Origin of the sequence: Rhizobium nepotum 39/7 (assembly GCF_000949865.1) — a bacterium.
Taxonomy (GTDB): Bacteria; Pseudomonadota; Alphaproteobacteria; order Rhizobiales; family Rhizobiaceae; genus Agrobacterium; species Agrobacterium nepotum.
This window is the reverse complement of sequence record NZ_JWJH01000005.1, coordinates 249,010-271,433: the sequence shown is the minus strand read 5'-3', so window position 1 is coordinate 271,433 and position 22,424 is coordinate 249,010. Positions and strand designations below refer to the sequence as shown.

The following is a 22,424-nucleotide window of genomic DNA, read 5'->3' as shown; positions in this document are numbered from 1 at the left end:
GGCAACCTACAGCATCAGCCTGAAAACCGTAATCCATTTTAGATGATGGCGGTGTCGCGCGCCGGTCGCTCGAAAAAGCGGTGCGGGAGGCACCCCGATTTCCAGTGTGAAACTGCGGCCATTTTACGGATTATGACGCGCGTCAAGTTTCGGGCTTGTGGCTTTTGCGGGGGGAAGCCGGCGGTTTCGCTGGAGGCGGTTGTGTTGTTCTGCTCATGATTTCATCAGCAAGACGGGTGCGTTGACGCCAGACGCACAGCTTATGGTTTTGCCGGCGGGTATTTTTTCGCAAAAAGAAGCCAATACGACTAATATTCGTCTATTGACGATCGTTCGCCGCCGGGTTCACCAGTGTATCAATTTGAATAGGGGCCATATCTCCAAACTGAAAAGAAATTTCACTTTGTCGACGAAGCATTAACTGTGACGTTACAGATCGATTGATGATTTGATCTGTGGAATAAGTTTATGAAAATTAGACAAGCCTAATTTATCGGTGAACGGAATGAAAACAAACAGGAGACGAAGGGCGCATGAAATGCACGCTAATGGTGTTTGAGGCGGCATTCCGTCCCATGTGCGCCTTTTGAAAAGTGGACAAAAATACTCAATACAACGGCAATTTGAGCGTTTTTGCGAAATCATTTTGCGTGGACGAAAATGTGCCGCCAGGGGACGATGAACCCGATCCGTTCGATATTTTCAGTCGTGCAGGGGTTCAAGAGAGCGATGGCGCTTCCTAAATATAAATGATGGCGCGAAGAGCAGCGCCAAAAAACGCGTTCCCGGGTCCGTGCGGGAGACGCGGTACTCGCGAGACGGTCAAACGGTGGAAACGCGCCGGAGGTCCTCAAACCGTCCGATGTGCCAGAGGATAAGTTGACATGCAGCATGATAGTTACGAACCCGATTATCTCAGAAAAATTCTGACGGATGTCAGGACCATCGCTTTGCTTGGAGCCTCTCCCAACCCGGATCGGCCGAGCCATGGCGTCATGCGTTTTCTGCTGTCCAGGGGTTACCGTGTCATACCGGTCAATCCCGGTCAGGCGGGCAAGGAGATATTGGGACAGAAGGTTTACGCCCGGCTCGCCGATATCCCTGAAACCGTTGATATGGTCGATGTGTTCCGGGCACCGGAATATTTGTCGGCGATTGTCGACGAGGCCATATTGCTGCCAGAGCGGCCATCGGTGATCTGGGGCCAGCTTTCCGTCAGAGACGACAATGCCGCCGCAAAGGCGGAAGCCTACGGCATGAACGTGGTGATGGATCGTTGTCCCGCAATTGAGTATCCGCGTCTCAATATTGTGCGATAGTTGGTACACATTGGACTTATCATTTGGCGCCAAGGCATTATGATCCCTCCAAAATTCTATTGGAGGAAACATCATGTCGAGCAGCAATCCCGGGTTTTCAACGTTGGCGGTGCATGCGGGCGCGCAGCCTGATCCGACCACCGGCGCGCGCGCAACGCCGATTTACCAGACGACGGCCTATGCCTTCCGTGACGCCGATCACGCCGCCGCCCTGTTCGGATTGAAAGAGTTCGGCAATATCTACACACGCATCATGAACCCCACCCAGGCGGTTCTGGAAGAGCGTGTCGCAGCGCTTGAGGGCGGCACGGCGGCGCTTGCCGTCGCATCCGGTCACGCCGCGCAATTGCTGGTCTTCCACACGCTGCTGCAACACGGCGACAATTTCGTCTCAGCCCGGCAGCTTTATGGCGGCTCCATCAACCAGTTCGGCCACGCCTTCAAGGGCTTCGACTGGCAGGTGCGCTGGGCCGATGCGACCGATCCAGGCAGTTTCGAACGGCAGATCGACGACCGCACCCGCGCCATTTTCATCGAAAGCCTCGCCAATCCGGGCGGCACGTTCGTGGATATCGCTGCCATCGCCGATGTAGCCCACCGGCATGGCCTGCCGCTGATCGTCGACAACACCATGGCCAGCCCCTATCTGTTGCGGCCGCTGGAACATGGTGCGGATATCGTGCTGCATTCGCTGACGAAATTTCTCGGAGGCCATGGCAATTCCATGGGCGGCATCATCGTCGATGGCGGAACCTTCGACTGGTCGGCGACCGACAAGTACCCGTCGCTGTCGCAGCCCCGGCCGGAATATTCCGGGGTCGTGCTGCACCAGACCTTCGGCAACTTCGCCTTCGCCATCGCCTGCCGCGTGCTTGGTTTGCGCGATCTCGGCCCGGCGATCTCGCCTTTCAACGCCTTTCTCATCCTCACCGGCATAGAAACCCTGCCGCTGCGCGTTCAGCGCCATTCCGACAACGCGCTCGCTGTCGCCAAATGGCTGAAAGCGCATCCCAAGGTCGGCTGGGTGCATTATGCCGGGCTGGAAGACAGCGACAACCACGCCATCCAGCAGCATTATTCGCCAAAGGGGGCAGGCTCCGTCTTCACCTTCGGCATCAAGGGCGGTCACGCCGCCGGCAAGGCGCTGGTGGAAGGGCTGCAACTCTTTTCGCATCTCGCCAATATCGGCGATACGCGGTCGCTGGTCATCCACCCGGCCTCCACCACCCATGCACAGCTGACGCCGGAACAGCAGACGGCGGCCGGCGCCGGGCCGGATGTGGTGCGCCTGTCGATCGGCATCGAGGATGTCAAGGACATCATCGCCGATCTCGAACAATCGCTTGCGAAGCTCTGAGGGGCAGGGGCCGTCATGACGAATTTTCTGGTATTCGAAGATACACAGACCGCTGCGGCCGGCGATGTTGCGGCGGAGGTGGAGCACAGTGCACCCGCGCCGGAAAGGCTGATTTCCGGCGACCCCAGATTCACCACCTGGAACCTGGAGGAGGCGCCGGGCGGCATCTATGCCGGCGTCTGGCAATCCACGCCCGGAAAATGGCGGGTGATCTATGACGAATGGGAGTATTTCAGCATTCTCGAGGGCCATTCGGTCCTGACCGAGGATGGCGGAACCCCGCGTGATCTGAGACCGGGCGACAGGCTGGTCCTGCGGCCGGGCTTCAAGGGCACCTGGGAGGTCGTCGAAACGACCCGGAAGGATTATGTTATCCGGTTGTGATGGTGGGCTACCAGCGTGTCATAACGCCAAGCGACGGAATTTTCTCGTCGATGGATATCAGCGCCATGTTTTCCAGGATCGATTGAGCCGCGAGAATTCGGTCGAATGGGTCGCGGTGGTCACCCGGCAACATGGCGCTGCGAACCATATGGGCGCTGTTGATGGGAAGTTCGAGGAAGCCTTCCTGTTCAATCACGCCCGCAAAATCGGGAAGTATCAGCGACGCTCCCGGTAAACGTCCCCGCGCAAATTTTGTTGAAATTTCCCACGCTGAAGCCGCGCTCACATAGATGTCGTTTTCCGGATCGCCAATGGTTTCGCGCGCGTCTGGCGAAAGTTGGCCATCATCGTTCAGCCACCAGAGCAGGGCATGGGTATCCAGTAGATATCTCATTCGGTCGCGAACTCGTCGAACTCTTCTTCCGTAAGGGGCTCGAAAAACCGAGGTCCGACCACAAGCGCGCCTTTGAAACGTCCCGGCGTCCGTCTCGGCTTCTCGGCTTTGATCTCCTCGGGCTTCAGCTTGATCTCTGACAGCTCTTCTGCCAGTCGTTTAAGCCGTGCCTCAAGCAGATCAAAATCAGGCACAGGGGACGCTGTCGGATCTATCTTTTTCTTCGACTTGGTTGCCAAGGCACCTGCCTCATCGCTGTTGAACAGAAATAGCATACCGCATCAGTGATGATAAAAAAACACTTCACCAGCTGAGATCGAGCCGTTCCAGACCGTGGAAATGATAGACGTCCTTGACCCTGGGCGGCTCGGCAATCCGCAAACCCGGCAGGCGCTTGAAAAGCAGCGGCAGAGCGAGGTTCAGCTCCAGCCTTGCCAGTGGCGCGCCGATGCAGAAGTGGATGCCCGCGCCGAAGGAGACGTTGGCGCCTTCGTTCCGGTCCGGCCTGAAGGCCAGCGGATCGGAGAATTTTGCGGGATCGAGATTGGCTGCCGCCAGAATGAGGCTGACCTTGTCGCCGCGTTTGAATTCCACGCCGTCGATCTCGACCGGCTCCAGAACCCAGCGCTGGAAAATGTGGACGGGCGCGCAGATGCGCAGCGTTTCCTCCACCGTGCGTTCCGTAGCCGTCTCGTCGTGGAACAGGACGTCGGGCGAGATGCCGCTTTCCAGAATGATGCGCACGGAATTGCCGATCTGGTGCACCGTCGCCTCATGCCCGGCGTTCAGGAGCACGATGGTGGTGGAGATCAGCTCGTCATCGGTCAGATACTGGCCCTTGTGCTCCGTATGGATCATGTGGCTCAGCAGGTCGTCCTTCGGCTCAGCCCGCCGCTCGGCAATCACGCTGCGCACATAGTCTGAAAATTCATGCGCCGCCTTGTCCGCCAGAAGCTCATCCTCGGGCGTGCGCTTGAACATGTACATGCCGACATAGGCATGGGACCATTTCAGGAGCTGCGGCCCCATTTCCTCGGGGATGCCGATCATCCGTGCGATCATCGTTACGGGGATGATGTCGGCATAGGTGGAGAGCAGTTCCGTCTTGCCGTTCCGTTCGAAGGCGTCGATCAGGCGGTTGGCGAGTTCCTCGATTTCGGGCTTCATTTTGTCGACATGCCGGGAAACAAAAGCGCGGTTGATCAGCGTGCGCAGCCGCGTGTGTTCCGGCGGTTCCAGTTCCAGAAGCGAATGCTGCTCTGCGGCATCGAAATGCTTCACATGCTCGAGCGGCTCCGCCAGGCCGATTTCCTCGCGGCTTGCGACATGCAGGATCTGCCGCCCGAACCGGCGGTCGCGCAGGAGGGCGCTGACATGGTCGTATCCGGTGAAGAACCATTGCCGCTGCTCTTCCCAGTAGAAGGTGGGACATTGGGCATGCAGGGCGGCATAGACCGGGTTCGGATCGCTGTAGAAGGCCTGGTCACGGGCATCAAGGGAAACGCGGCGCGTGGCGGGATCGATTTTAAGAAAGGGGAATGTCGCTGTCATGCCTATGGTTTATTCCGCGCTCGGTGGTTTGGGAAGGGCGTGAAAAACCCCTCCTGCGTGTTTCGTTGCCTGTCGCCCGCAAGGTCGCCTTGTCACCGGCCGGCGATGACCGATATCCGGTTCAGCGCGGCGACCTGCCGGTCGGCATTGTTGTCCATCGGGTTTTCGTCCCGGTCAGGGGAGGGGACGACGACATTGGCCGAATTCACATGGATCACGGTCCTGTTGCGGCCGGCCTTCTTTGCCGCGTAAAGCGCGCGGTCGGCCTGCGTCATCATCGCGTTCAGATCCGCATCCTTGATCATCGCTTCGGATATGCCGACGCTGGTCGTGACCTCGATGCCTTCGCCGCGCGAACTGATCTTGGAAAGGCGCAGATTGCTGCGGATGGCTTCCGCAAGCGTCACCGTGCTGGAAGGGCTTTCCACTTCGGCGACCAGTGCGAATTCCTCGCCGCCCATCCGGACGAAAAGGCCGCGATCGCCGATGACGTGCTGCGCCAGATTGCAGAAATGCACAAGCACCGCATCGCCCGACTGATGGCCGTATCTGTCGTTGATCTTCTTGAAATGATCGATGTCGAACAGCACCAGCGCCACGTATTGGCTGGAGGCCGGCGACCTTTTCTTGATGTGTTCGAACTCTTCCAGAAGGCCGCGCCGGTTGAGGACGCCGGTAAGATGATCGGTCATGGCAAGCCGGTGCAGGCGGGTTTCCGTGTCTTCCATGATGATCTTGGCGCTGATCATGATGATGACGGTAAAGCCGAGAATGCCTGAAAAGGCGAGCGCCGCCGTCAGAGGAATGGCGTTGGGGGCGGTGACATTGATGGGAATGACGATGGATGCCACGAGGGCGCCGGAAAATGCCTGCAATATGAAGATGGCCGCCAGCACCCTGCGGCTGAGCGATGCGCGCGCCTTGCTGGCCAGAAGCACGCCGGCCAGCATGAAATACCCGGTTGCCGCGCAGGCGTGATAGAGCAGGATGCGCGAGACCATGCTTTCGCGGATGGGGGCGATGAACATGCCCGCCACCCACAGGAGCGCCGGAATGGCGATCCAGCCGGCGGTCTTGCGTTGTTCGAAGGACAGAAGGCCGGCGAGCCAGAACCCGAAAGCCGAGAGGGCGAGCGCGTTGCCCGCCTCGACCGACAGGAAGCTGGGGATATCGCCGCGCAGCGCCACCATCACCGTTCCGACGCCGGTGGCGACGAAACCGGCGGCGAAATAAAGATTGTGCCGGCGGGATGGGCGGTGCAGCCACAGGGTTCCCAAAAGCAGGGCGAGGGTAAGCGTCTCCGACGCCCAAAGCAGCATGCCCGTCTTTGCATCCAGCATTGCAAAATCCTATCTGCCCATCATGCCGTAAGGGCAGGTTCTGCGGCACGATGTGCGCAATGCCCGCCGGAATTGGTTGAGATGCCATTTCGCGCGAAAGAGGTGCCTGCCCCCTGACGGGAAACCGGAAATTCGCGGGCGTAGTATCCGCTGCAAATACCTAACGAGTTCTTGCCGGTGATAAGTTATATCTGTGCATGATCGCCGGTTTTTATGTTTGCGGCGTGCTTTCATGAAAAATAATGCCGGCGACGGGGAGCGGTCCCGCCTGCATCGGCCGGTTTGCAGCCGTTGCCCGCTCCGGTGGTCAATGCGTACAATCGCTGTTGAGCCGTTAAGGATATGCGGCTTCGTGTCTTGAAGTACCGGGCAGGGACACTCTATGTAGGGAGAATGAAGGTTAGAAGTGATTCCGGAGCGGTTTTCCGCAAAGGGCAGAGTTTGACAAAGGACGGACATGAAAAATCCAGTTGATACCGCCATGGCTCTGGTGCCGATGGTCGTAGAGCAGACCAATCGCGGCGAACGCTCCTACGACATATTTTCCCGTCTTCTCAAGGAACGCATTATTTTCCTCACCGGCCCGGTGGAAGACCAGATGGCCTCGCTCGTCTGCGCGCAGCTGCTTTTCCTCGAGGCTGAAAACCCGAAGAAGGAAATTGCGCTCTACATCAATTCGCCAGGTGGCGTCGTGACCGCCGGCATGGCGATCTACGATACGATGCAGTTCATCCGCCCTGCGGTCTCGACGCTTTGCGTCGGCCAGGCCGCATCCATGGGCTCGCTGCTTCTGGCCGCCGGCGAAAAGGGAATGCGCTTCGCCACCCCGAACGCCCGCATCATGGTGCACCAGCCCTCCGGCGGTTTCCAGGGACAGGCCTCGGACATCGAGCGTCACGCCCGTGACATCATCAAGATGAAGCGCCGTCTCAATGAAGTCTACGTGAAGCACACCGGCCGCACGCTGGAAGAGGTTGAAAAAACCCTTGATCGCGACCACTTCATGGATTCCGAAGAGGCGAAGGACTGGGGCGTGATCGACAAAATCCTTACCTCGCGTCAGGAAATGGAAGGCGCCGCCGCGAATTGAGGCGTGACGCTTTTGACGTTTGTTTGACCCCGTAAAGTAATTTCGGGGCTTTCAACCGCAACAGAAAGCGATATTAGTATATATAAAGGCTATGTTGAATTTTTATGACGTGGCCTTTGGTTTGATGGGGAATTCGTTGCAGCCGGTTGTCAGCTCATGTATCTGATACCGGTTAGTACCCCGGGAAACGAGGCGGATACGGCGATGCACCCCAAGGGCTGCCGTATCGGCGGGCGGTAAGTTGACCGCGATCCGTTTGGCGGACTGCGGCGTGCTGGAAGGAAAGAGATATGAGCAAAGTCAGCGGCAGCAACGGCGGCGACTCTAAAAATACACTCTATTGTTCATTCTGCGGCAAGAGCCAGCACGAAGTCCGGAAACTCATTGCCGGACCGACAGTATTCATCTGCGATGAATGCGTCGAATTGTGCATGGACATCATCCGTGAGGAGAACAAGACGTCGATGGTGAAGTCGCGCGAGGGTGTTCCCACCCCGCAGGACATCATCAAGATTCTCGACGAATATGTCATCGGCCAGAAGCAGGCGAAGAAAATCCTGTCCGTGGCCGTTCACAACCACTACAAGCGCCTCGCGCACGCCTCCAAGAACGGCGATGTCGAGCTTGCGAAGTCGAACATCATGCTCGTCGGTCCGACGGGCTGCGGCAAGACCTATCTTGCCCAGACGCTCGCCCGCATCATCGACGTGCCCTTCACCATGGCGGATGCAACGACGCTGACCGAAGCCGGTTATGTCGGCGAGGACGTGGAAAACATCATCCTGAAGCTGTTGCAGTCTGCGGATTACAATGTCGAGCGCGCCCAGCGCGGCATCGTCTACATTGACGAAGTCGACAAGATTTCCCGCAAGTCGGACAACCCGTCCATCACGCGCGACGTGTCGGGCGAGGGCGTTCAGCAGGCGCTTCTGAAGATCATGGAAGGCACGGTCGCTTCCGTTCCGCCGCAGGGCGGCCGCAAGCATCCGCAGCAGGAATTCCTGCAGGTGGATACGACCAACATCCTGTTCATCTGCGGCGGCGCGTTTGCCGGCCTCGACAAGATCATCTCGGCCAGGGGTGAAAAGACCTCGATCGGCTTCGGTGCGACCGTCAAGGCGGAAGACGATCGCCGCGTCGGCGAAGTGCTGCGCGAACTGGAGCCGGAAGATCTGGTGAAATTCGGTCTCATTCCGGAATTCATCGGTCGTCTGCCGGTTCTGGCGACGCTCGAGGACCTCGACGAGGACGCGCTGATCCAGATCCTGTCCGAGCCGAAGAACGCACTCGTCAAGCAGTATCAGCGGCTGTTCGAGATGGAAGATGTGGAACTGACATTCCACGAGGACGCCCTGCGCGAGATCGCCAAGCGGGCGATTACCCGCAAGACCGGCGCCCGCGGCCTGCGCTCGATCATGGAGAAGATCCTGCTGGATACCATGTTCGAACTGCCGACGCTGGAAGGCGTGCGCGAAGTGGTTATCTCCAACGATGTCGTCAGCGGCATCGCTCGTCCGCTCTACATCTATGCGGATCGTCAGGAAGAAAAGACCAACGTTTCGGCTTGATTGGCTGATCCGGCGCTTTGATGAATTTGGAAGGCCCGCACCTGTGCGGGCCTTTTCTGTTGAGTTCGGGCGCGAAACTTGCTCCTAACTTGGCGGAACCCGATTTTGCGTTTGGAGCGGATTGCGCTTTGCTGATAAAGTCCTAAAACTGATTTGCAGCGCGATATGACGGAAATGTGAATTACCGTCGGCGACCCGGTTCCTGGCCTTCAAGGATAACCGGAAATGTCGGGAGGAATAGCCGGCGCTGGGTTTTGTTGAATTTCACGGCCGTGCCGGTGCGCGGGGCCGTCTCTTCCGGTGACTTGAAATCGGTGTTTCGAAACTCCACTTTCAGTCTCGAGAAATGAATGTGCCGGGCGCCCCAAGATGCCCGGCAAAGTGTCCCGAAAGGGACCATGAAAGGAAATGATATGACGAACATCACGTCTGCGGCATCTGGCGGTACCTACCCGGTACTTCCCCTGCGCGACATTGTCGTTTTCCCGCATATGATCGTTCCCCTGTTCGTCGGGCGGGAAAAATCCATTCGCGCGCTCGAGGAAGTCATGGGTTCGGACAAGCAGATCATGCTTGTCACCCAGATCAACGCCAGCGATGACGATCCGACCCCGGACGCCATCCACAAGGTCGGTACGGTCGCCAACGTTCTGCAGCTCCTGAAGCTTCCAGACGGCACCGTCAAGGTGCTGGTGGAAGGCAAGGGCCGCGCCCAGATCGATGAATACACCGGCCGCGAGGATTTCTACGAAGCCTCCGCGACGCCTTTGCAGGAGCCTGCCGAAGACCCGGTCGAGATCGAGGCGCTGTCGCGTTCGGTCGTCTCGGAATTCGAAAGCTATGTGAAGCTCAACAAGAAGATTTCGCCTGAGGTTGTCGGCGCGGCCGGCCAGATCGATGACTATTCGAAGCTGGCCGACACGGTTGCCTCGCACCTGTCGATCAAGATCACCGAAAAGCAGGAAATGCTGGAAACCGTCAGCGTGAAGCAGCGGCTTGAAAAGGCGCTCGGCTTCATGGAAGGCGAAATTTCCGTGCTTCAGGTCGAGAAGCGTATCCGCTCGCGCGTCAAGCGGCAGATGGAGAAGACCCAGCGCGAATATTATCTGAACGAACAGATGAAGGCGATCCAGAAGGAACTCGGCGACGGCGAAGATGGCCGTGACGAGATGGCCGAACTGGAAGAGCGCGTCGCCAAGACCAAGCTCTCCAAGGAAGCCAAGGAAAAGGCCGAAGCGGAAATGAAGAAGCTTCGCCAGATGAGCCCGATGTCTGCGGAAGCGACCGTCGTGCGTAACTATCTGGACTGGCTGCTGGGTCTGCCCTGGGGCAAGAAGTCGAAGATCAAGGTCGACCTCAATAGCGCCGAGGCGGTCCTCGATCAGGATCATTTCGGTCTGGACAAGGTCAAGGAACGTATCGTCGAATATCTGGCCGTGCAGGCGCGCGCCACCAAGCTTCGCGGCCCTATCCTGTGCCTCGTCGGCCCGCCCGGCGTCGGCAAGACCTCGCTCGCCAAGTCGATCGCCAAGGCGACCGGCCGCGAATATGTGCGCATGGCGCTGGGCGGCGTGCGTGACGAGGCGGAAATCCGCGGTCACCGCCGTACCTATATCGGCTCCATGCCTGGTAAGATCGTTCAGTCGATGAAGAAGGCCAAGAAGTCAAATCCGCTGTTCCTGCTCGACGAAATCGACAAGATGGGCATGGATTTCCGTGGCGATCCGTCGTCGGCTCTCTTGGAGGTTCTCGATCCGGAACAGAACTCCACCTTCATGGACCACTACCTTGAAGTGGAATACGATCTATCCGACGTGATGTTCGTGACCACGGCCAACACGCTGAACATTCCTGGCCCGCTGATGGACCGTATGGAAGTGATCCGCATCGCCGGCTACACCGAAGACGAAAAGCGCGAAATCGCCAAGCGTCACCTGTTGCCGAAGGCGATCAAGGAACACGCCCTGCGTCCGGAAGAGTTCTCGGTCAGCGATGACGCTCTGATGATCGTGATCCAGCAATACACCCGCGAGGCGGGCGTGCGCAGCTTCGAGCGCGAGTTGATGAAGCTTGCACGTAAGGCCGTGACCGAGATCATCAAGGGTAAGACCAAGTCCGTGGATGTAACTGCGGCCAACGTTCCGGATTATCTTGGTGTTCCGCGGTTCCGCCACGGCGAGGCCGAGCGCGAGGATCAGGTCGGTATCGTCACCGGTCTGGCATGGACGGAGGTCGGCGGTGAGCTGCTCACCATCGAAGGCGTGATGATGCCGGGCAAGGGTCGCATGACTGTGACCGGCAACCTCAAGGAAGTGATGAAGGAATCCATTTCGGCAGCGGCATCCTATGTCCGCTCGCGCGCCGTGGACTTCGGCATCGAGCCGCCGCGTTTCGACAAGAGCGACATCCACGTTCACGTCCCGGAAGGTGCGACACCGAAGGACGGACCGTCCGCCGGCGTCGCCATGGCCACCGCCATCGTTTCCATCATGACCGGTATTCCGGTCTCGAAGGATGTGGCGATGACGGGTGAAATCACCCTGCGTGGTCGCGTATTGCCGATCGGCGGCCTGAAGGAAAAGCTGCTCGCGGCGCTTCGCGGCGGCATCAAGAAGGTGCTGATCCCGGAAGAAAACGCCAAGGATCTGGCGGAGATTCCGGACAATGTGAAGAACGAGATGGAAATCATCCCGGTTTCGCGCATGGGTGAGGTCATCAGGCACGCCCTGCTTCGCATGCCCGACCCCATCGAGTGGGACGGCAGCATCGAAACGCCTGTGATCGCCACGGTCGAGGGTGTCGACGACACCGGCCAGGCGATCGCGCATTGATCTTGGCATCGTTGCGAAAGCCAGAATCGGTTTTCGCAACACCTATGCATAGAATCAATGTGTTAGGTGCCACATAGGCCCCGGTGTCTTTGAGGGTTGTACAAGTGGTGCGAAATTGGCACGTTTAAGCGAAAGGCCGGCAGAAATGTCGGCCTTTTTTGTGAAAAACTCCCCAGACCCCTTGTTTTTCAGGCGATTCCGGCGCTTTTGAGTTGCTGCGCGCGGATACAGACGTATTCTGCGCCGGCTTAATTTTGAGTCGTTTCAAACCATTGAAAGGGGTGGAAACATGAACAAGAACGAGCTCGTCTCTGCTGTTGCCGAAAAGGCTGGTCTCACGAAGGCAGATGCTGCTTCCGCTGTTGATGCCGTATTCGAAACCGTACAGAACGAACTGAAGAGCGGTGGCGACATCCGTCTCGCTGGCTTCGGCAGCTTCTCCGTAAGCCGTCGTGAAGCCTCCAAGGGTCGTAACCCTTCCACGGGTGCTGAAGTCGATATTCCGGCTCGCAACGTACCGAAGTTTTCCGCAGGCAAGGGCCTGAAGGACGCAGTCAACTCGTAAGGTTTCCGAAAAGCCGCGACGCCCGGCGGCGGGCGGGCGGCTTTTCAGGTTCACGAGGAAACATGTTTTGACGCCCTGACGCCTTCATGCCGGCACGAAAACCGGGCGGCTTTTCGAAAAGCTTTTTTCGGATAGCCCAGTTTTTCAACCCGGTAAGATGTACTTGAAAGTAGGGAGCGCGCCTGTGTGCCTCCATCCGGACTCACGGCGTTCCGATACGCGGAATGTGCGCACGAACAGGAAAGCCCGGCCTTCATGGCCGGGCTTTTTGATTCTCCCGACAGAAATGTCATGCCGCTGTCACGTCTTTGACGCAGAAGCCATAGGGTGTTTCTGTATCCAAGGGGGATTATAATGGCGTTCCGATTTTCTCAAATGGCTTTGACCGCTGCGCTGCTCACATCCGCAGCCTTTCCGGCCGCTGCCGAGCCGGTTTTCAACCGCATCGCATCGTTTCCGGTGGCGAAGAACCTTCCCGCGGACAAGGATGCCAAGTCCGTTACGTCCGCTGAAATCGTAACCGCCAGCGAAGACGGCAAGACGCTGATCTATTCGGACAGCCCGCTTGGTGGAATAGGCTTCATCGACATCACGGACGCCAGGGCCCCCAAGGCCGGTGGCGCATTGCTGCTCGAAGGCGAGCCGACATCGGTTGCCGTTGCAGGCGTCAAGGTTCTGGCCGGCGTCAATACGTCTGAAAACCGCGCCAAGCCGTCCGGCAAGCTGGTGACGGTCGATATCGCCACCAAGAAGATCGAGGCAAGCTGTGATCTCGGCGGCCAGCCCGATTCCGTCGCGATTTCCCCGGACAAGACCTTTGCCGCCATCGCGATCGAAAACGAGCGCGATGAAGACGTGAACGAGGGCGCCCTGCCGCAGATGCCCGCCGGTTATCTGATGACGGTCGCTCTGAAGAACGGCGTTGCCGATTGCGCGACGCTGAAGAAGATCGACGTGACCGGCCTTGCCGAAATCGCCCCCGAAGATCCGGAGCCGGAATTCGTCGCGATCAACGCCAATGGCGAGATCGCACTCACGTTGCAGGAAAACAACCATATCGTCATCGTCGACGGCAAGACCGGCACGGTGAAGACGCATTTCTCCGCCGGCAAGGTTGATCTGGAAGGTATCGACACGAAGACGGACGGCCAGATGAAATTCACCGACAAGCAGGAAGGCCGCAAGCGCGAGCCGGATGCGGTGAAGTGGCTCGACAATGACCGTATCGTTATCGCCAATGAGGGCGACTGGCAGGGCGGTTCGCGCAGCTTCACCATCTTCGACAAGACCGGTAAGCTGCTCTACGAAGCCGGCTCCTCGCTCGAACATGCGGTCGCCAGCATCGGCCACTACCCGGAAAAGCGCTCCAAGGCCAAGGGCATCGAACCGGAAGGTCTGGAAGCAGCGACTTTCGATGGCCAGAAGTACTTCTTCGTTCTTGCCGAGCGCGCCTCCATCGTCGCGGTCTACAAGGATACCGGAAAAGAGCCGGAACTGACGCAGCTTCTGCCGTCCGGCATTTCGCCGGAAGGTGCTGTCGCCATCCCGTCGCGCAATCTTTTCGTGACCGCGAACGAGGTCGATCTCATCGAGGATGGCGGCGCACGCTCGCATGTCATGCTCTATGAGCGCGCTGAAGGCCAGGTTGCCTATCCGCAACTGGTTTCCGCCACCGTCGACGGCGCGCCGATCGGTTGGGGTGCTCTTTCCGGTCTGGTCGGCGATGCCGAAAAGCCGGGCATCCTCTACGCCGTGTCCGACTCGGTCTACGGGAACCAGCCGTCGATCTACACCATCGATGCGACGAAGAAGCCCGCCACCATCACCAGCGTCCTGCGCGTCAAGCGCGACGGCATCGCAGCCCAGAAACTCGACATCGAAGGCATCACGCTGGATGGCAAGGGCGGCTTCTGGCTGGCGTCGGAGGGCGACAGCGCCAAGCTCGTTCCCCACGCGCTCTACAACGTCAACGCCAAGGGCGAGATCAAGGCTGAAATCGCTCTGCCGAAGGAATTGCTGGCCGGTGACACCCGCTTTGGTTTCGAAGGCGTGACCATGATCGGCAAGGGCGACGACGCGACGTTGTGGATGGCCGTGCAGCGCGAATGGGGAACCGACGAAAAGGGCATCGTCAAGCTCGTTTCCTACAATCCGAAATCCAAGGAATGGGGCGCCGTGCGTTACCCGCTCGACAAGACTGAAGCAGGTTGGATCGGCCTTTCCGAAATCACCGCGCAGGGCGACTATGTCTATATCCTTGAGCGCGACAATCAGATTGGCGACAAGGCCAAGATCAAGAAGCTCTACCGCGTCGCGATCGCGGACCTGAAGCCGGGCAAGATCGGTGGCGAACTGCCGCTGGTGACCAAGCAGGAAGCGCATGATTTCCTGCCCGACCTCAAGGCCCAGACAAACGGCTATGTCGTCGACAAGCTGGAAGGCTTCACCTTCGACAAGGCGGGAACGGCCTATGCCGTCACCGACAATGATGGTGTCGACGATTCTTCCGGCGAGACGCTGTTCTTCACGGTCGACTTGAAGGCGATCAACTGATCGTCCGCAAGGTATCGTAAATAAGAAAAGCCGGGCACAGCCCGGCTTTTTTGTCGCGGAAGCGATCTCGTCCAGAATGTTGATTCTGCGCGATGAGGTGCCATACCAGGGCTCATAATCGGCATTGCTGCGTCGCTATCGGATTGCCGAGGGATTTGTCAGTGCGCCGTCCCGAGGCCCTGGCTGGGGCACAGCGAGCCGCTGGCACCGGGGAGGGCTGTCTCATTGACGATGCCGGAAATTTCCGTCAAAGCGAAACGACATCCGAACGGAATTCGGCTTGATGATACTTGTGTTGGGATGGTTTGGAAAATGGTGGGCGATGAGAGACTCGAACTCCCGACATCCTCGGTGTAAACGAGGCGCTCTACCAACTGAGCTAATCGCCCTTCGCGTCCTGCGGATCATGTCCGCCGCGTCGGTGGCCGTGATGTATTCGGATCGGAAAAAAACCGCAAGGGCTTTTGTGAAGTTTTTTAGTTTTTTTTCCGGACAGCTTTGTCCGTTGGAAGAGCTTATCGGCAAAAAGCCGGAAACTGCGGGCTTTTCGATAAAGACGACACCTGTCGCGCCGTTTCGCAGCACAAGAAAATTGCGTTCCAAGCGTTGTGGTTGTGGACAAGTTTTTTGTTTTTGTTGGGAAAAGCCCGGAAAACAGGGCGTTTGCCATAGCGCCCGTTAAAGGCCTTCCAGTTTTTTCCGATCAAAATGCAGAAGCTTATTCTTTTGTCGTGAAACCTGCTTGACACCCCCGCACGAACGCCGTAGTTAGCCGCTCAACGAACAGCCGAGGCTGGTTCGTACGGCGAGACTAAGGTCTTGTCGGTCAGGATAAGCGGGTGTAGCTCAGTTGGTTAGAGTGCCGGCCTGTCACGCCGGAGGTCGCGGGTTCGAGCCCCGTCACTCGCGCCATCCTGTTCCTCGGAAAAATACGCAGACGAATGTCTGTGGAGCGCGGGTGTAGCTCAGTCGGTTAGAGTGCCGGCCTGTCACGCCGGAGGTCGCGGGTTCGAGCCCCGTCACTCGCGCCATTTCTCTTCCTGAAATGACTCCTTCAAAAACCAAACGACGCGCTCTTTGCGCTATTCGTTAGCGGCCATTTCAGGCCCTGATTCCGGCGCTCGCAAGCGCGGTTTTTCCTGCCATTTACAGTCAAGTTTCGATTTACAGGGATCGTCACTTCGCCGCCATTTTGGCGTAAAATTCACGTGACTTTTTTGCGGTTGCGTCCTTCAATCGATTATTATTGTATTTGAGGGGCTTAGCCCGGAAATACGGCCCAATTTTGCGGCAATTTCGGCAATATTGTTGCCAATCGATGCGGCAGGTCTCTTGAAATGGTGCCTAAACTCTTGCAGAGAGAGCGCGGCTGCGCTAACCACTTTGGCGTTGCAACATATTTGTGCGCCTTGAAGACTCGTCAGTCGCAAAGGCAGGTCCGGCACCCGGCCGGGCAGGGAAGAGACCATGACTGAACTCCTCAGTTCCTATATTCCGATCGCAATCTTTATCGGTATCGCTCTTGTCATTGGCCTGGCGCTTCTCATTGCGCCTTTTGCTGTCGCTTATAAGGCTCCGGACCCGGAAAAGCTCTCCGCTTTCGAGTGCGGTTTCAACGCCTTCGACGACGCCCGCATGAAGTTCGATATCCGGTTTTATCTGGTTTCGATTCTCTTCATCATCTTCGATCTGGAAGTCGCCTTCCTGTTCCCCTGGGCTGTGTCCTTCGGTGAGATGGGCTGGTTCGGTTTCTGGTCTATGATGGTGTTCCTCGCCGTTCTCACCATCGGCTTTATCTATGAGTGGAAGAAGGGAGCGCTGGAATGGGCATGAGCCAGAACGATACCACGCTCGTTGCGCCGCAGCCGAAGGGGATCATCGATCCCTCGACCGGCAAGCCGGTTGGCAGCAACGACGCCTACTTCACGGACATCAACGACGAGCTGGCCGACAAGGGCTTTCTGGTCACCTCGACCGACGAGTTGATCACCTGGGCGCGTACCGGTTCCCTGATGTGGATGCAGTTCGGCCTTGCCTGCTGCGCCGTCGAAGGCCTGATGCAGGCTTCCGGTCCGCGTTACGACATGGAGCGCTTCGGCGTTGCCCCGCGCGCTTCGCCGCGCCAGTCGGACGTGATGATCGTCGCCGGAACGCTGACCAACAAGATGGCGCCGGCGCTGCGCAAGGTCTACGACCAGATGCCTGAGCCGCGTTACGTCATTTCGATGGGCTCCTGCGCCAATGGCGGCGGCTATTATCATTATTCCTACGCCGTCGTGCGTGGCTGCGACCGCGTCGTGCCGGTGGATATCTACGTTCCGGGCTGTCCCCCCACGGCGGAAGCGCTGCTTTACGGCGTGCTTCTGCTGCAGAAGAAGATCCGGCGTACCGGTACGATCGAGCGCTAAGGGCAAAGGACGATAAGGAATGAGCGAAGCTCTCAACGATCTTGCTGCTTACGTAAGGGAAGCGCGTGGTTCTCTCGTGGTATCGGCCGATATCGCCTATGGCGAGTTGACGCTGAATACGACGACTGAAAACATCATCGCGCTTTTGACCTTCCTGCGTGACGACGTGCAGTGCGGTTTCGTCAACATCATCGACATCTGCGGCGTCGACTGGCCGCAGCGCGAGAAGCGTTTCGATGTCGTCTACCATCTGTTGTCGCCGCGCCAGAATCTGCGTGTGCGCATCAAGTTGCAGGTGGCGGAAGACGAGGGCGTGCCATCTTCGACGCCCGTTTATGTCGGCGCTGAATGGTTCGAGCGTGAAGCCTGGGACATGTATGGCATTCCTTTCGAAGGCCATAAGGACCTGCGCCGTATCCTCACCGACTACGGTTTCGAAGGTCATCCGCTGCGCAAGGATTTTCCGGTTACCGGCTTTGTGGAAGTACGTTACGATGACGTTCTGAAACGGGTTCTCTATGAACCGGTGGAACTGAAGCAGGAATTCCGCAACTTCGATTTCCTCTCTCCTTGGGAGGGGACTGACTATGTTCTCCCGGGTGACGAAAAGGCCAAGCAATGAGCGAAGCCCCCGCGACAGAGCGCGCACAATGTCTTTGCGGCGCCGTCGGCCTCAAGGCCGGGATCGGTGCCCGCGAATTCGGCGTTTGCCATTGCTCCATGTGCCGCCGCTGGTCCGGCGGTGCGTTCATGGCTGTGGAATGCGCTGATATCGCCATTGAGAACGAGGAACATCTCGGCGTCTATTCCTCGTCGGAATGGGGCGAGCGCTGCTTCTGCAAGAATTGCGGCAGCACGCTGATGTGGCGTTCCAAGGATAACTCGCATATTGCCGTCTCGTTGCAGGCTTTCGACAACCCTTCCAGTTTCCGTTTTGCGTCGCAGATTTTCACGGATGAGAAGCCTTCGAGCTACTCTTTCGCGCAAACCACGCAAGACATGACCGGCCCCGAATTCATCGCCATGATCACCTCGGCGGAGCACTAGAATGACTGAGCATAACGTCCGCAATTTCACGATCAACTTCGGTCCGGAACATCCGTCCGCGCACGGCGTGCTGCGTCTGGTTCTGGAACTCGACGGCGAAATCGTCGAGCGCGTCGATCCGCATATCGGTCTTCTGCATCGCGGCACTGAAAAGCTGATCGAGACCAAGACCTATCTGCAGGCCGTTCCCTATTTCGATCGCCTCGACTACGTCGCGCCGATGAACCAGGAACATGCCTTCGCGCTTGCCGTCGAAAAGCTGCTGGGCCTCGAAATCCCGATGCGCGGCCAGCTGATCCGCGTGCTTTATTCGGAAATCGGCCGCATCCTGTCGCACATCATGAACGTCACCACGCAGGCCATGGACGTTGGCGCGATGACGCCGCCGGTCTGGGGCTTTGAAGAACGCGAAAAGCTGATGGTGTTCTACGAGCGCGCCTGTGGCGCCCGCATGCACTCGGCCTATGTCCGTCCGGGCGGCGTGCATCAGGACCTGCCGCCGGAACTGGTCGACGATATCGGCAAGTGGTGCGATCCGTTCCTGACCGTTCTCGACAATATCGAAGGCCTGTTGACCAACAACCGCATCTACAAGCAGCGTAACGTCGATATCGGCGTCGTGTCGCTCGAAGACGCCTTCGCCTGGGGTTTCACCGGCGTGATGGTGCGCGGTTCGGGCGCTGCCTGGGATCTGCGCCGTGCGCAGCCCTATGAGTGCTATTCCGATCTGGAATTCGACATTCCGGTCGGCAAGAACGGCGACTGCTATGACCGTTACCTGATCCGCATGCAGGAAATGCGCGAATCGGTGAAGATCATGAAGCAGTGCGTCGATCTTCTGTCCGGCAAGCATCGCATCGGCCCGGTCTCCTCGCTGGATGGCAAGGTGGTTCCGCCCAAGCGCGGCGAGATGAAGCGTTCGATGGAAGCGCTTATCCATCACTTCAAGCTCTATACCGAAGGCTATCACGTACCGGCCGGCGAAGTTTACGCCGCCGTCGAAGCGCCAAAGGGCGAGTTCGGCGTCTACGTGGTCGCCGACGGCTCGAACAAGCCCTATCGCTGCAAGATCCGCGCGCCGGGTTATGCACATTTGCAGGCGATGGATTTCCTGTGCAAGGGCCATCAGCTTGCCGACGTTACAGCCGTACTCGGCTCCCTCGACATCGTGTTCGGGGAGGTCGACCGCTGATGCGTCTGCCGCTGGCCATAACGGCTTTTCTTGCTGCGATGCCGACCTTCGTTCTCGCCCAGACGGCGACGGACGAGGGGAGCGTATCGCTGTCAAGCGGCGGCGGTTCCACCATCAAGCAGCTTCTGTCATCGGGATACGAGATCAAGGCCTCGGTCCCGAACGGCAGCAAGTTCATCGTGTTCATGCAGAAAGACAAGGCGGCTTACGCCTGCGAATTCGTCACGGTGGCGAGATCGCGTTGTGAGACGTTAAACTGAAAAGGCGTGAGGAAGTATGTCCGTTCGTCGACTAGCCGAAGATCAGTTCCAGCCCGTGGCGTTTGCCTTTAACCAGGAAAATACCGCCTGGGCGGAAAAGACGATCCAGAAATATCCAGAGGGACGCCAGCAATCGGCGGTTATCCCGCTGCTCATGCGTGCGCAGGAGCAGGACGGCTGGGTTACCCGCGCCGCCATCGAAAAGATCGCCGACATGCTGGATATGGCCTATATCCGTGTCATGGAAGTGGCGACCTTCTACACCCAGTTCCAGCTGAAGCCGGTCGGCACGCGCGCCCACGTTCAGGTTTGCGGCACCACGCCCTGCATGCTGCGCGGCTCCGAAGCGCTGATGGATGTCTGCCGCAAGAAGATCCACCACGATCCGCTGCACACCAATGACAGCGGCACGCTGTCCTGGGAAGAAGTGGAATGTCAGGGCGCGTGCGTCAACGCGCCGATGGTCATCATCTTCAAGGATGCCTATGAGGACCTGACGCCCGAGCGCCTGGAAGAGATCATCGACACGTTCGAGGCGGGCAAGGGCGATACGGTCAAGACCGGCCCGCAGATCGATCGTCACGAGTCCGTTCCAGTTGGTGGATTGACGACGCTGACGGAAGAGATCAAGCCGGACCGGTCCAATCTCGACAAGCCCGCCGAAGTTCTCTCGGACGCCGCACCGGTCCCACCTTCCAACGCCGCAAAGGCGAAGACGGATGCGCCGGAAACCGATCCGAAGCTGAAGACACCGGCAAACGAGCCGAAGGCTGCCGAAGCCAACGTCAAGGCTGTCGAGAAGGAATCCTCCGGTTCTGCGGATGCGGCAAAGCCTTCGCTCGATTCCAAGGATCGCCCGGCCGCCATCGAAAAGCCGGCGACGCCTGATGACCTGAAGCTTATTGCCGGCGTCGGTCCGAAGATCGAAGGCACGCTCCACGAGCTTGGCATTTTCACCTTCGCGCAGATCGCCGGCTGGAAAAAGGCCGAGTGCGACTGGGTCGACGGTTATCTGAATTTCAAGGGCCGCATCGAACGCGATGAGTGGATCAAGCAGGCCGAGGCGCTCGCCAAGGGTGGCGAAGCCGAGTATATCAGGGTCTTCGGCAAGAAGCCGCGGTAAAGGGTGAAGCATGTTAAAAGATCAGGATCGCATCTTTACCAATCTCTACGGCCTCAAGGACAAGTCCCTGAAGGGCGTGAGAGCGCGCGGCCACTGGGATGGCACCAAGCAGATCATCGAAAAGGGTCGTGACTGGATCATCAACGAGATGAAGGCTTCCGGCCTTCGTGGTCGCGGTGGCGCAGGCTTCCCGACCGGTCTCAAATGGTCCTTCATGCCGAAGGAAAACGACGGCCGTCCGCATTATCTGGTCGTCAACGCCGACGAATCCGAGCCCGGCACCTGCAAGGACCGTGAAATCCTGCGCAACGATCCGCATACGCTGATCGAAGGCTGCGTGATCGCCGGTTTCGCCATGGGTGCCCATACCGCCTACATCTACGTTCGCGGCGAATATATGCGTGAGCGCGAGGCGCTTCAGGCGGCCATCGACGAATGTTACGATGCCGGCCTGCTCGGCAAGAACAACAAGAACGGCTGGGATTACGACATCTACGTCCATCACGGCGCTGGTGCTTACATCTGCGGCGAAGAGACGGCTCTGCTCGAAAGCCTTGAGGGCAAAAAGGGCCAGCCGCGTCTTAAGCCACCGTTCCCGGCCAATATGGGCCTTTACGGCTGCCCGACGACGGTCAATAACGTCGAATCCATCGCGGTTGCGCCGACCATCCTGCGCCGAGGTGCGGCATGGTTCTCGTCGATCGGCCGTCCGAACAATGTCGGCACCAAGCTGTTCATGGTCTCCGGCCATGTCGAGCGTCCCTGCACCTTCGAAGACGCGCTGGGCCTGTCCTTCCGCGAGCTGATCGAGCACCATTGCGGCGGTATTCGCGGCGGCTGGGACAATCTGCTCGGCGTCATCCCCGGCGGTGCATCCTGCCCCATCGTTCGCGGTGAGGACATGAAGGACGCCATCATGGATTTCGACGGCATGCGCGAGGTCAAGTCCTCCTTCGGCACCGGCGGCATGATCGTCATGGACAAGTCCACCGACGTCATCAAGGCGATTGCCCGCATCGCGGCTTTCTTCAAGCACGAAAGCTGCGGCCAGTGCACGCCGTGCCGCGAAGGCACCGGCTGGATGTGGCGCGTGCTGGAACGCATGGTGAAGGGTAACGCGCAGAAGCGTGAAATCGACATGCTGTTCGAAGTGACCAAGCAGATCGAAGGCCACACCATCTGTGCGCTGGGCGACGCCGCCGCATGGCCGGTACAGGCGCTGATCCGCAATTTCCGTCCGGAAATCGAAAAGCGCATCGACCAATATACCTACAGGGCCATGGATGATGGCGCTGTTCTGGAAGCTGCCGAATAAGCTTTTCGCAGTTTGCATGCGGCGCGGGGATGATCCCGGCGCCGGGACACCATGAAGCGCCTGGCCGACGAGATTGAGGGTCGGGCGCGATTAAGGATTTGTTGCGGACCGTGTGAGAGACACGGGA

At 58.5% G+C, this 22,424-nt stretch carries 20 protein-coding genes and 3 tRNA genes; 18 read left to right on the top strand and 5 right to left on the bottom strand.

What is annotated here, in order from left to right; all coding sequences use genetic code 11:
* Window positions 1–884: 884 nt before the first annotated feature.
* The 3 genes from RS75_RS07230 (at window position 885) to RS75_RS07220 (ending at window position 3,060) form a co-directional block, all read left to right on the top strand.
* Window positions 885–1,319, top strand: coding sequence for a CoA-binding protein (locus RS75_RS07230; RefSeq protein WP_045018723.1), 435 nt, complete (start codon window positions 885–887; stop codon window positions 1,317–1,319).
* Between the two features lie 73 nt (window positions 1,320–1,392).
* Complete coding sequence (locus RS75_RS07225; protein ID WP_045018721.1) at window positions 1,393–2,676, top strand: O-acetylhomoserine aminocarboxypropyltransferase; 1,284 nt, start codon at window positions 1,393–1,395, stop codon at window positions 2,674–2,676.
* Window positions 2,677–2,691: 15 nt separating this feature from the next.
* Window positions 2,692–3,060 (top strand): cupin domain-containing protein, encoded by a 369-nt coding sequence (locus RS75_RS07220; protein ID WP_045018718.1) that lies wholly within the window; start codon window positions 2,692–2,694, stop codon window positions 3,058–3,060.
* 7 nt (window positions 3,061–3,067) lie between these two features.
* On the opposite strand, the gene RS75_RS07215 is transcribed toward RS75_RS07220, so the two are convergent.
* The 4 genes from RS75_RS07215 to RS75_RS07200 all read right to left on the bottom strand — a co-directional run bounded on the left by RS75_RS07215 (window position 3,068) and on the right by RS75_RS07200 (window position 6,345).
* Window positions 3,068–3,454: a type II toxin-antitoxin system VapC family toxin gene (locus RS75_RS07215; protein ID WP_045018717.1), complete on the bottom strand. Its 387-nt coding sequence runs from the start codon at window positions 3,452–3,454 to the stop codon at window positions 3,068–3,070.
* Window positions 3,451–3,729 carry a hypothetical protein gene (locus RS75_RS07210; RefSeq protein WP_045018715.1) on the bottom strand — a complete coding sequence of 93 codons (279 nt, stop codon included), beginning with the start codon at window positions 3,727–3,729 and terminating at the stop codon, window positions 3,451–3,453. The genes RS75_RS07215 and RS75_RS07210 overlap by 4 nt, the downstream gene beginning before the upstream one ends.
* A 28-nt stretch (window positions 3,730–3,757) precedes the next feature.
* Window positions 3,758–5,005 (bottom strand): cytochrome P450, encoded by a 1,248-nt coding sequence (locus RS75_RS07205; protein ID WP_045018713.1) that lies wholly within the window; start codon window positions 5,003–5,005, stop codon window positions 3,758–3,760.
* A gap of 92 nt (window positions 5,006–5,097) precedes the next feature.
* Entirely contained in the window at window positions 5,098–6,345 is a 1,248-nt protein-coding gene (locus RS75_RS07200; RefSeq protein ID WP_045018712.1) for a GGDEF domain-containing protein, read from the bottom strand.
* Window positions 6,346–6,802: 457 nt separating this feature from the next.
* On the opposite strand from RS75_RS07200, the gene clpP reads away from it, so the two are divergent.
* The 5 genes from clpP to RS75_RS07175 all read left to right on the top strand — a co-directional run bounded on the left by clpP (window position 6,803) and on the right by RS75_RS07175 (window position 14,952).
* A complete protein-coding gene (gene clpP / locus RS75_RS07195) occupies window positions 6,803–7,435 on the top strand; it encodes an ATP-dependent Clp endopeptidase proteolytic subunit ClpP (RefSeq protein WP_045018710.1) in 633 nt (210 codons plus the stop codon).
* Window positions 7,436–7,725: 290 nt separating this feature from the next.
* A complete protein-coding gene (clpX, locus tag RS75_RS07190) occupies window positions 7,726–9,003 on the top strand; it encodes an ATP-dependent Clp protease ATP-binding subunit ClpX (protein WP_045018708.1) in 1,278 nt (425 codons plus the stop codon).
* A 413-nt stretch (window positions 9,004–9,416) separates the two neighbouring features.
* On the top strand, window positions 9,417–11,834 hold the full coding sequence (gene lon / locus RS75_RS07185) for an endopeptidase La (RefSeq protein ID WP_045018834.1): 2,418 nt from the start codon (window positions 9,417–9,419) through the stop codon (window positions 11,832–11,834).
* A 289-nt stretch (window positions 11,835–12,123) separates the two neighbouring features.
* A complete protein-coding gene (gene hupB / locus RS75_RS07180; protein ID WP_003496481.1) occupies window positions 12,124–12,399 on the top strand; it encodes a DNA-binding protein HupB in 276 nt (91 codons plus the stop codon).
* A 354-nt stretch (window positions 12,400–12,753) separates the two neighbouring features.
* Window positions 12,754–14,952 (top strand): esterase-like activity of phytase family protein, encoded by a 2,199-nt coding sequence (locus RS75_RS07175; protein WP_045018706.1) that lies wholly within the window; start codon window positions 12,754–12,756, stop codon window positions 14,950–14,952.
* A 313-nt stretch (window positions 14,953–15,265) separates the two neighbouring features.
* On the opposite strand, the gene RS75_RS07170 is transcribed toward RS75_RS07175, so the two are convergent.
* A tRNA-Val gene (locus RS75_RS07170) sits at window positions 15,266–15,341 on the bottom strand.
* A gap of 446 nt (window positions 15,342–15,787) precedes the next feature.
* Here RS75_RS07170 and RS75_RS07165 point away from each other — a divergent pair.
* From RS75_RS07165 to nuoF, 10 genes are all read left to right on the top strand, one after another.
* Window positions 15,788–15,864, top strand: a tRNA-Asp gene (locus tag RS75_RS07165).
* A gap of 42 nt (window positions 15,865–15,906) precedes the next feature.
* A tRNA-Asp gene (locus tag RS75_RS07160) sits at window positions 15,907–15,983 on the top strand.
* A 436-nt stretch (window positions 15,984–16,419) separates the two neighbouring features.
* A complete protein-coding gene (locus RS75_RS07155) occupies window positions 16,420–16,785 on the top strand; it encodes an NADH-quinone oxidoreductase subunit A (protein WP_006312714.1) in 366 nt (121 codons plus the stop codon).
* Window positions 16,776–17,360, top strand: a complete 585-nt coding sequence (locus RS75_RS07150; RefSeq protein ID WP_045015949.1) for a NuoB/complex I 20 kDa subunit family protein — start codon at window positions 16,776–16,778, stop codon at window positions 17,358–17,360. The genes RS75_RS07155 and RS75_RS07150 overlap by 10 nt, the downstream gene beginning before the upstream one ends.
* Window positions 17,361–17,379: 19 nt before the next feature.
* On the top strand, window positions 17,380–17,982 hold the full coding sequence (locus tag RS75_RS07145) for an NADH-quinone oxidoreductase subunit C (protein WP_045018702.1): 603 nt from the start codon (window positions 17,380–17,382) through the stop codon (window positions 17,980–17,982).
* A complete protein-coding gene (locus RS75_RS07140; RefSeq protein ID WP_045018700.1) occupies window positions 17,979–18,407 on the top strand; it encodes a GFA family protein in 429 nt (142 codons plus the stop codon). Before RS75_RS07145 ends, RS75_RS07140 begins: the two co-directional genes overlap by 4 nt.
* A gap of 1 nt (window position 18,408) precedes the next feature.
* Window positions 18,409–19,599: an NADH-quinone oxidoreductase subunit D gene (locus RS75_RS07135; RefSeq protein ID WP_045018698.1), complete on the top strand. Its 1,191-nt coding sequence runs from the start codon at window positions 18,409–18,411 to the stop codon at window positions 19,597–19,599.
* Entirely contained in the window at window positions 19,599–19,859 is a 261-nt protein-coding gene (locus tag RS75_RS07130; protein WP_045018696.1) for a hypothetical protein, read from the top strand. The genes RS75_RS07135 and RS75_RS07130 overlap by 1 nt, the downstream gene beginning before the upstream one ends.
* Window positions 19,860–19,875: 16 nt before the next feature.
* The gene (locus tag RS75_RS07125) at window positions 19,876–20,982 is read left to right on the top strand and encodes an NADH-quinone oxidoreductase subunit E (protein WP_045018694.1); all 1,107 of its coding nucleotides are present in this window, start codon (window positions 19,876–19,878) and stop codon (window positions 20,980–20,982) included.
* 10 nt (window positions 20,983–20,992) lie between these two features.
* A complete protein-coding gene (gene nuoF, locus RS75_RS07120; protein WP_045018693.1) occupies window positions 20,993–22,297 on the top strand; it encodes an NADH-quinone oxidoreductase subunit NuoF in 1,305 nt (434 codons plus the stop codon).
* Window positions 22,298–22,424 lie beyond the last annotated feature (127 nt).